Source organism: Massilia sp. CCM 8734 (genome assembly GCF_011682155.1).
GTDB lineage: Bacteria > Pseudomonadota > Gammaproteobacteria > Burkholderiales > Burkholderiaceae_D > Telluria_A > Telluria_A rubra.
On sequence record NZ_WHJI01000044.1, the window covers coordinates 53392 to 62233 of the forward strand.

8 protein-coding genes are annotated in these 8842 nt (G+C 64.4%); 5 read left to right on the forward strand and 3 right to left on the reverse strand.

Annotation, left to right across the window (positions count from 1 at the left end; translation table 11 throughout):
- Positions 1-50: 50 nt before the first annotated feature.
- The gene (gene ycaO, locus F2P46_RS29520) at positions 51-1757 is read left to right on the forward strand and encodes a 30S ribosomal protein S12 methylthiotransferase accessory factor YcaO (protein WP_166896998.1); all 1707 of its coding nucleotides are present in this window, start codon (positions 51-53) and stop codon (positions 1755-1757) included.
- Positions 1758-1848: 91 nt separating this feature from the next.
- Here the strand turns inward: ycaO and F2P46_RS29525 are convergent, their stop codons facing one another.
- Together F2P46_RS29525 and F2P46_RS29530 are read right to left on the reverse strand one after the other, a co-directional pair.
- The gene (locus F2P46_RS29525; protein ID WP_166897001.1) at positions 1849-2250 is read right to left on the reverse strand and encodes a DUF3597 domain-containing protein; all 402 of its coding nucleotides are present in this window, start codon (positions 2248-2250) and stop codon (positions 1849-1851) included.
- 94 nt (positions 2251-2344) lie between these two features.
- A complete protein-coding gene (locus F2P46_RS29530; RefSeq protein ID WP_166897004.1) occupies positions 2345-2863 on the reverse strand; it encodes a hypothetical protein in 519 nt (172 codons plus the stop codon).
- 208 nt (positions 2864-3071) lie between these two features.
- Here F2P46_RS29530 and F2P46_RS29535 point away from each other — a divergent pair, with 208 nt between their 5' ends.
- Positions 3072-3422, forward strand: coding sequence for a DUF1294 domain-containing protein (locus tag F2P46_RS29535; RefSeq protein ID WP_166897007.1), 351 nt, complete (start codon positions 3072-3074; stop codon positions 3420-3422).
- A gap of 19 nt (positions 3423-3441) precedes the next feature.
- On the opposite strand, the gene F2P46_RS29540 is transcribed toward F2P46_RS29535, so the two are convergent.
- A complete protein-coding gene (locus tag F2P46_RS29540; protein WP_166897010.1) occupies positions 3442-4104 on the reverse strand; it encodes a DJ-1/PfpI family protein in 663 nt (220 codons plus the stop codon).
- 90 nt (positions 4105-4194) lie between these two features.
- Between F2P46_RS29540 and F2P46_RS29545 the strand changes: the two genes are divergently transcribed.
- The 3 genes from F2P46_RS29545 (at position 4195) to alaS (ending at position 8682) form a co-directional block, all read left to right on the forward strand.
- Positions 4195-5196, forward strand: coding sequence for a GlxA family transcriptional regulator (locus F2P46_RS29545; protein ID WP_166897013.1), 1002 nt, complete (start codon positions 4195-4197; stop codon positions 5194-5196).
- A gap of 32 nt (positions 5197-5228) precedes the next feature.
- A complete protein-coding gene (gene ugpQ, locus F2P46_RS29550) occupies positions 5229-5981 on the forward strand; it encodes a glycerophosphodiester phosphodiesterase (RefSeq protein WP_166897016.1) in 753 nt (250 codons plus the stop codon).
- 94 nt (positions 5982-6075) lie between these two features.
- Positions 6076-8682 carry an alanine--tRNA ligase gene (alaS, locus tag F2P46_RS29555; RefSeq protein WP_166897019.1) on the forward strand — a complete coding sequence of 869 codons (2607 nt, stop codon included), beginning with the start codon at positions 6076-6078 and terminating at the stop codon, positions 8680-8682.
- Positions 8683-8842 lie beyond the last annotated feature (160 nt).

The following is an 8842-nucleotide window of genomic DNA, read 5'->3' on the forward strand; positions in this document are numbered from 1 at the left end:
CCGACTTCCTCCGCCTTTTTCGCAGTGCCCCCACCTAACAGAGAATTCGCATGAAAACCTTCATTCCAGGCAAAGACGCCGCCCTCGAATCCACCATCGATACCATGCAGGCCAAGCTGGCCGCGCGCGGTTTTAATCTGAACGAGTCGTCGTTGCTGCATGAGGTCGACGGCATCTGGTCGACCCATATGAAGGATAACGATTGTCCGATGCTGTTTTCGAACGGTAAGGGCGCGACCGAGCTGGCCGCGCGCGCCAGTGCCTACGGCGAATTCTTCGAACGCCTCGGCACCCACTATTTCTGGACCCACTTTCACCTCGGCGAAACACGTGCCAATCGTCCTTTCGTGCATTATCCGCAGGAACGCTGGTTCAAGCCGGGGCCGGACGGCGCCTGGCCGGCCGAGATGCTTAATCCGGAACTGCACGCCTTTTATAATCCCGACAGCGAAATCGATGCCGAGGTGCTGGTCGACCTGAACTCGGGTAACGTCGAACGCGGTATCTGCGCGCTGCCGTACAAGCGCCTGCGTGACGATAGCGAAACTTTTATCCCGGTTAATATCATCGGCAACCTGTATGTCAGCAACGGCATGGCCGCTGGCAATACGATGATGGAAGCGCGCAGCCAGGCATTGTCCGAAATTTTCGAGCGCCAGATCAAGTACCGCATCATCAGCGAAGGCTTGTGCCTGCCGGAAGTGCCGGACGAGGTGTTGGCGCGCTTTCCGAACATCAAGGCCGGTATCGATGGCTTGCGCCGCGCCGGTTTCGGCATCCTGGTCAAGGATGCTTCGCTCGGCGGCAAGTATCCGGTGATGAATGTGACCTTGGTGCATCCGAAAGACCAGGGCGTGTTCTCCAGCTACGGCGCGCACCCGCGCTTCGAGATCGCGCTGGAACGCGCCATGACCGAATTGCTGCAGGGCCGCGCGCTCGATTCGCTGGAAGGCTTCCCGGAACCCGGTTTCGACATGAGCGAGATCAACGCCGTGGCCAACCTGGAAATCCATTTCGTCGATTCGAGCGGTGTGATCAGCTGGAATTTCATGGGCGACACGCCGGATTACCCGTTTGTCGACTGGAACTTCAGCACCACCACGGAAGAAGATTACAACTGGCTGGTCGATTGCATCCATGGCGAAGGCAAGGATATCTACGTCGCCGATTTCAGCGAGCAGGGCGCGTACAGCTGCCGCATCCTGGTGCCGGGCTTCTCCGAAATTTATCCGGTGGAAGACCTGGAGTGGGAAAACAACAGCATCGGCAACCTGATCCGTCCAAAGCTGGTGCGGCTCGATACCCTGAGCGAGGAAGAATGCACAGCCTTGCTGGAAGACTTGCAGACCATGAACGTGAACGACGAGCGTCCGCTGTGGGAAATCCTGGGCCTGGCCATTCCGCTCGGCACGCCGTGGAAGCAGTTGCGCATCGGTGAACTGAAAACGCTGCTGGCGCTGGCGGTGGGCGATCAGGACGGCATCCTCGAAGGTTGCGACTGGATCCACCACTTCAAGGACCTGGCCCCGGCGCGCCGCCTCGTGTACCGCTGCATCGAGAGCATGCTCAACGTGGAAGACGTGGACAACTACCGCCGTTCGATGGTCTTGCTGTACGGCGAAGACACCGTGCGCCAGGCCGCGGCCTTGCTCGACCGTAGCGAGCGCTTCTTCGGGCTGGACACGCTCGGCGCGGACATGCAGGGCAGCGCCATGCACCAGACCTTGCTGGCCGCCTACGACAAGCTGTTCGTGTAAATCGTCAGCGCCAATAAAAACGCCGCCGGGTTGATCGCCCGGCGGCGTTTTTTCGTTCTGGGATGAGCGGGACCGCAGTCCCGTCTGATCATCAGTCCTTCAGGTCGGCCGGCACCTTGCCGCCGTTAGCCGCCAGCTTGTTCATGACCTGGCGGTGCAGCCAGATATTCATCGACGCCGAATCGCTGGTGTCGCCGGTGAAGTGGAGCTCGGCCGCCAGTTCCTTGCGCGACTGCAGGCTGCTGTCCAGGTTCAACAGTTTCAGCAGGTCGACGATGGAGGTGCGCCAGTTCAGGCTCTGGCTCTGTGGCATGCCGTTGAGAATGGCTTCCACATCGACCTGGTCCAATGCCGCTGCCGGGGCGGCAGCTGGCGCCGCTGCGGGTGCGGCCGGGGCCGCGCCTGCGGCTGGCGCCGCCGGGGTGGCGCCAGGTTGCACGGCCGGGTGCGACGAAGGGAAGATTTTGTGGAAAATATTGCTGAGAATGCCCATGTATTACCTCTTTTTTGTTGGTGAATGAATCGAAACGGATTAGAGCCTACGCGCATGTCGCCATCAGCCTCCCCCGATCTGCTGAGATAGGCTCTTAGTGCTTCATGCCTTCGGCCATGCGGCCGAGCACGATCGCCAGCGCCGCGCCGCCGATGGTCTTGACCAGGGTCGGATGCTCGGCGTAAAAGTCGCCCATGCGGTCGACGATGCTTGGATTGTTGCGTTCGGCGTCTTGCGCGATCTGCTGGACTTGCTCGGGCGTGAGCTGGGCCGCTTGTTCCGGCGTAATCGCGGCCGGCGTCTCGCCGCCACGGAACAGGTTGCCGAGAGCGCCGCCCGCGATCGAGCTGAGCAGGCCAGGGCCGACGTTGCTGATCAGCTGGTTGAGCATGCCGGCGCGCTGGTTGGCGTCGCTGTGGCCGAACAGTTGGCCGATCATTTGCGGGAACGGCGGCGTCTGGTCGGAACGCAATGCCTCCGACACACCCTGGGCCACCGTGCTACGCGGCGCGTTCTGCGCGACCTGGTCGAAGTCGTCCACGGCACGCCCGCCATTGTTCCCGGCGGCGCCGCCCAGGTATTGCTGTAACAGATTGCCAAGATCGAAAGCCATATAACCTCCACTGAAATTGAGAAGACCAGCGCTGACAGTGAGCGCGAAGCCGATGCGGGAGCTTAGGCCGGCACGCCCATGGCATCTGTACGCCAGCGCACCGTTGGAGGTGGAAATTTGCTTATCGAGCAAGTTTACTCTATTTACGGGAAATGGTTGCGTGGCAAGCCGGCGCACTCTAAGCTGGCGCATTTTCACGCTCCTGCCGATGCCCTATTTGTCGATCCTGTTGTTTGGCGCCGTGTTCGCGGGCGCCGTGCTCGCCTGGCATGTTCCGCTGTGGGCGGGCGCGCTGTACCTGCCCGCCAGCGTCGTTTGCTTCGTCGTCTACGCGCGCGACAAGGCGGCCGCGCGCGCCGCACAGCGCCGTACCCCGGAGCGGACCCTTCTGCTGCTCGGACTGCTGTGCGGCTGGCCGGGCGCGGTGCTGGCCCAGCAGTGGCTGCGGCACAAGTCGTCCAAGCGGCCGTTTCAAATGGCGTTCTGGGCTACGGTGCTGTGCAATGTGGCCGCCTTTGTTTACCTCGTTTCGCCGCTGTCGTTTGTCCGCATGCTGTAAGCGGCACGCTAGCGTACGCTCAGAACGGGATCACACGCGCCGCCAGCCGCGCGGCGCCGTGCTGCTCCACGTGGCGGACCAGGTCTTTGGCCATCTGCGGCTGCTCGTCCGGCGTGCCATTGCCGAAGGGTGGAGCGGGATAGTATTCGATGCCGAGCTGAATCGTTCGGGCCAGCTGTTCGCCGCCAATCAAGGCCGCGAGGAAGAGGGCGGCATCGATGCTGGCTGAAACGCCAGCGCCGGTAATGAGCTTGCCATCGCGCTGGTAGCGTTCGGTGCCGACCAGCGCGCCATAAGCGGCAACATGCTCGCGCGCGAACCAGTTGGTGCTCACCTTCTTGCCCTCGAGTAGCCCGGCGGCGCCCAGAATTTCGGCGCCGTTGCAGATACTGAGCGTCCAGGCGGTGCTCGGGTGCAGGCGCCGCACGCAGGCCATCAGCGCCACGTTGCCGAGCGCGGCGGCAACGCCAGGGCCGCCCGGCACGTACAGGATATCGGTCGCTTCCAGCTGGTCGAAGCTGCGGTAGGCGGCCATGCCGAGGCGGCCGGTGTCGCTGGCGACCAGTCCGCAATGGTTGGAGACGAACTCGATTTCCATGGCGGGAATGTTCGCCAGCACTTCATAGCCGCCCACCACGTCCAGCGCGGTAAAGCCGTCGAACAACAAAATCGATAATCGCATGGGTTTCTCCTGTCGTGAGTCGTCATTGTCGGCTTGCGCGCCAGCGCGGGGAAGTGGCGATATCGCCATCTTTCATGGCATACTCGCCAAATGAAAACCAAGCGCATCGCGATGTTGGCGTACCACGGCTGCATGGGCATGGAAGTGTTCGGCCTGTGCGATACCTTGTTGCTGGCCAACCGGGTCGGCGCCGCGCTGGACGCGGCCGCGCCGCCCCTGTTCGAGGTCATCGTTACCAGCCTCGGCGGTGGACAGGTCAGGGCGGCGGGCGGCATTCCGATCGGCACGCGCAAACCGGTCGCCGCGCCGGACTTGCTGGTGGTGCCGGGCATGGAGTTGGCCGACCGTCATGGCTGCATGGCGACGATCGATGCGCTGGCCCCCGAAGTTGCCTATCTCGCCAGGGCGTTCGCGCGCGGCACGCCGGTGGCCGCCGTGTGCGTGGGCGCATTCCTGCTGGGCGATGCCGGCTTGCTGGACGGGCGCCGCGCCACCACCTCATGGCTGTTCGCGCCCGACCTTGCGCGGCGCTTTCCGGCGGCCAGGGTCGATCCGGCGGCCATGCTGGTCGACGATGGCGGGGTGACCACGACCGGCTCGTTTACCGCCACCTTCGACCTGGCGCTGCACCTGGTCAGGCAGAGCGCGAGCGCCAGGGTGCAGCGGGCCGTGGCGCGCATGGGTTTGCTGGACGACGGGCGCACCAGCCAGGCGCCCTTCATCGATACGCGCATGCTGGCGCGGCCCGAAGGCACGTTCGCCGCCAGCGTATGCGCCTGGCTCGATCAGCGCTTGGCCGCGCCGTACGACCTCAAGCGGATCGCGGCGGCGTTTCACGTCAGCGACCGCACCTTGCTGCGCCGGGTGAAGGACGAAACGGGGCAAACGCCGCTGGCGTATTTGCAGCAGGCCCGCGTCGGCAAGGCCAAGCTGCTGCTGGAGTCGACCTCGCTGAGCGTGGCGCAGGTGACCGAACGGGTCGGTTATGCCGATGCGGCCACCTTCGGGGCGCTGTTCAAGCGCCACGTCGGGCAGTCGCCGGCCGGGTACCGGCGGCGTTTTTGCGCGGCCAGGGGGATGGCGGGAAATTAGCCCGGTAAAACGCTTTATGATAAGGTGCACCTATGTGGAACTACCCCAAATTCCTGGCCCATCGCGGCGGCGGCAAGCTTGCGCCTGAAAACACCATCGCCGGCCTGCGTTGCGGCTTCGCGCACGGCTTTCGCGCGGTCGAGTTCGATGTCATGCTGGCGCGCGACGGCGTGCCGGTCGTCATGCACGACCCCTACCTCGGGCGCACCGTCGCCGGCTCCGGCAATGTGTTCGATTACGACGCCGCCGAGCTGGTCGCCATGGACGCCGGCAACTGGTTCGGCGCCGGGTATCGTGGCGAAACGGTGCCGCTGTTCACCCAGGTCGTCCAGTTCTGCAAGGACCACGGCATCTGGATGAATATCGAGATCAAGCCCGCCCCCGGCTTCGAGGAGCAAACGGGCAGGGTGGTTGCCAGCCTCACGCGCGCCCTGTTCGGACTCGAGATCGCCCAGGACAACCCGCGCCGGGTGCCCTTGCTATCGTCTTTCAGCCCGGTGGCGCTGGCGGCCGCCATGCAGGCCGCGCCCGACCTGCCGCGCGCCTTGCTGCTCGACCGCCTCGGGCAAGGCTGGCAAGACCAGGCCGGCGCGCTGCGGGCGCTGGCGATCCACACCAACCACAAGCACTTGACCCAAGCGCTGGCGCAGCAGGTCAAGGATGCCGGCTATGGCCTGTTTTGCTACACCGTCAACGATGCGGAGCGCGCGCGCGAGATCCTGGGCTGGGGCGTGGACGCCTTCTGCACCGACAGGATCGACCTGATCGGGCCCGATTTCGCGTAGCACGCGGTCGGCACAGCCTGGCCCGGTGTTTACTCCGGTTCCATACGCTATAATCGTTTTTTTATAGCATGCTGCCTTCTTACGCCCATACGACATGAAATCATCCGAAATCCGCGACAAATTCCTGAAGTTCTTCGAATCCAAAGGCCATACGATTGTCCGTTCGAGTTCACTCGTACCGGGCAACGATCCGACCCTGATGCTGACCAACAGCGGCATGGTGCAGTTCAAGGATGTGTTTACCGGCACCGACAGCCGTCCGTACACGCGCGCCACCTCGGTGCAGCGCTGCGTGCGCGCCGGCGGCAAGCACAATGACCTGGAAAACGTCGGCTACACCGCGCGTCACCACACCTTCTTCGAAATGCTGGGTAACTTCAGCTTCGGCGACTACTTCAAGCGCGACGCCATCAACTACGCGTGGGAGCTGCTGACCAAGGTGTACGGCCTGCCGTCCGAGAAGCTGACCGTCACCGTCTACATGGAAGACGATGAAGCCTATGACATCTGGGCCAACGAAGTGGGCGTGCCGAAAGAGCGCATCATCCGCATCGGCGACAACAAGGGCGCGCGCTACGCGTCGGATAACTTCTGGCAGATGGCCGACACCGGCCCGTGCGGCCCGTGCACCGAGATCTTCTACGACCATGGCGCCGACATTCCCGGCGGCCCGCCAGGCTCGCCCGACGAAGACGGCGACCGCTTCATCGAAATCTGGAACCTGGTGTTCATGCAGTTCAACCGCGACGAAGCGGGCGTCATGCACAAGCTGCCGAAACCGTGCGTCGATACCGGCATGGGCATGGAGCGCCTGGCGGCCGTGCTGCAGCACGTGCATTCGAACTACGAGATCGACCTGTTCCAGGCATTGATCAAGGCGGCCGCGCGCGAAACCGGCGCCACCGACCTCGAAAACAAATCGCTGCGCGTGATCGCGGACCACATCCGCGCGTCGGCCTTCATGATCGTCGACGGCGTCATTCCGGGCAGCGAAGGGCGTGCCTACGTCCTGCGCCGCATCATCCGCCGCGCGCTGCGCCACGGCCACAAGCTGGGCCAGGCCAAGCCGTTCTTCTTCAAGCTGGTGGAAGACCTGAACATCGAGATGGGCGCGGCCTATCCGGAACTGGCCGCGGTCAAGAAGCGCGTCGCCGACATGATCGAAGCCGAAGAAATCAATTTCGGCCGGACGCTCGAAAACGGCATGAAAGTGCTGGAAGCGCAGCTGGCCAAGAACCCCGGCAAGCTCGATGGCGCCACCGGCTTCCTGTTGTACGGCACCTATGGCTTCCCGCTCGACCTGACCGCCGACATCTGCCGCGAGCGCGGCATCGACTTCGATGAAGCGGGCTTTCACGAAGCCATGAAGCGTGACAAGGAAAACGGCGGCGGCGTCGCTGGCGTCAAGCAGAAAAACGTCGAATACACGGGCGAGAAAAACAAGTTCGTCGGTTACGACGGCCTGGCGCACGCCAGCCGCGTGGTGGCCTTGTACGCCGACGGCAGCGCGGTGCAGGAACTGGCGGCCGGCCAGAGTGGCATTGTGGTGCTCGACACCACCCCGTTCTACGCCGAATCGGGCGGCCAGGTGGGCGACCAGGGCGTGCTCGCGTCCGATGGCGCCACGTTCGCCGTGCAGGACACCCTCAAGGTGCAGGCCGACGTCTTCGGTCACCACGGCGTGCTGACGACCGGCGTGCTCAAAGTGGGCGATGCGGTCAACGCCAACGTGGACGAAGCCAGGCGCGCGCGCACCATCCGCAATCACTCGGCAACGCACTTGATGCACAAGGCGCTGCGCGAAGTGCTGGGCGAGCATGTGGCGCAAAAAGGCTCGGTGGTCGATCCGGACCGCACCCGTTTCGACTTTTCGCATAACGCGCCGCTGACGGCGGACCAGATTGCGCAGGTCGAAGTCATCGTCAACCGCGAGATCCTCGAAAACCACGCCACCGCCGCGCATAACATGACGTTTGACGACGCCGTCAAGCATGGCGCGATGGCGCTGTTCGGCGAAAAATACGGCGACGAAGTGCGCGTGCTCGACATCGGCTCGTCCAAAGAGTTGTGCGGTGGCGTCCACGTGGGCCGTACCGGCGACATCGGTCTTTTCAAGATCATCGGTGAAGGCGGCGTCGCCGCCGGCATCCGCCGCGTCGAAGCGGTCACCGGCGAAGGCGCGCTGGCGCTGGTGCAGTCGCTCAACCGCCGCGTGCAGGAAGCGGCCGGCGCGCTGAAAACCACCCCGGACGAACTGACCAGCCGCATCGCGCAGGTGCAGGATCATGTCAAGTCGCTGGAAAAAGAACTGGCCGCACTGAAGTCGAAACTGGCGGCAGGGCAGGGCGATGAGCTGGTGACCAAGGCAGTCGATGTGAACGGCATCAAGGTCGTCGCAGCGGTGCTGGAAGGCGCCGACTCGGCACGCTTGCTCGAAACCCTGGACAAGCTGAAAGACAAGCTGAAAACGGCGGCCATCGTGCTGGCCAGCGTGGCCGACGGCAAGGTGAGCCTGATTGCCGGCGTGACGGCCGATGCGACGTCCAAGGTCAAGGCGGGCGAGCTGGTGAACTTTGTCGCGCAGCAGGTGGGCGGCAAGGGCGGCGGACGTCCGGACATGGCGCGTGCCGGCGGCACCGATCCGAGCGGCCTGGATGCGGCCTTGGCTGGCGTGACGGCGTGGGTGGCCGAGCGCGCGTAATGTAGGCGTCCTGCCCCCCCCCCCGGCGCGCCCCCCCCCCCCGCCCCCCCCGGCGCGCCCCCGCGGGGCGGCCCCCCCCCCCCGCGCCCTGGCCGGCGAGCGCGCGCCGCTCGATCACCGCCGCATCGCGCGCGATTCGCTGCGCCTGCGCCGCCATCGC

Excerpts from the sequence above, each read along its gene's own strand:
- ycaO (WP_166896998.1), top strand. The coding sequence starts at position 51 with ATGAAAACCTTCATTCCAGGCAAAGACGCCGCCCTCGAATCCACCATC.
- F2P46_RS29525 (WP_166897001.1), bottom strand. The coding sequence starts at position 2,250 with ATGGGCATTCTCAGCAATATTTTCCACAAAATCTTCCCTTCGTCGCAC.
- F2P46_RS29530 (WP_166897004.1), bottom strand. The coding sequence starts at position 2,863 with ATGGCTTTCGATCTTGGCAATCTGTTACAGCAATACCTGGGCGGCGCC.
- F2P46_RS29535 (WP_166897007.1), top strand. The coding sequence starts at position 3,072 with ATGCCCTATTTGTCGATCCTGTTGTTTGGCGCCGTGTTCGCGGGCGCC.
- F2P46_RS29540 (WP_166897010.1), bottom strand. The coding sequence starts at position 4,104 with ATGCGATTATCGATTTTGTTGTTCGACGGCTTTACCGCGCTGGACGTG.
- F2P46_RS29545 (WP_166897013.1), top strand. The coding sequence starts at position 4,195 with ATGAAAACCAAGCGCATCGCGATGTTGGCGTACCACGGCTGCATGGGC.
- ugpQ (WP_166897016.1), top strand. The coding sequence starts at position 5,229 with ATGTGGAACTACCCCAAATTCCTGGCCCATCGCGGCGGCGGCAAGCTT.
- alaS (WP_166897019.1), top strand. The coding sequence starts at position 6,076 with ATGAAATCATCCGAAATCCGCGACAAATTCCTGAAGTTCTTCGAATCC.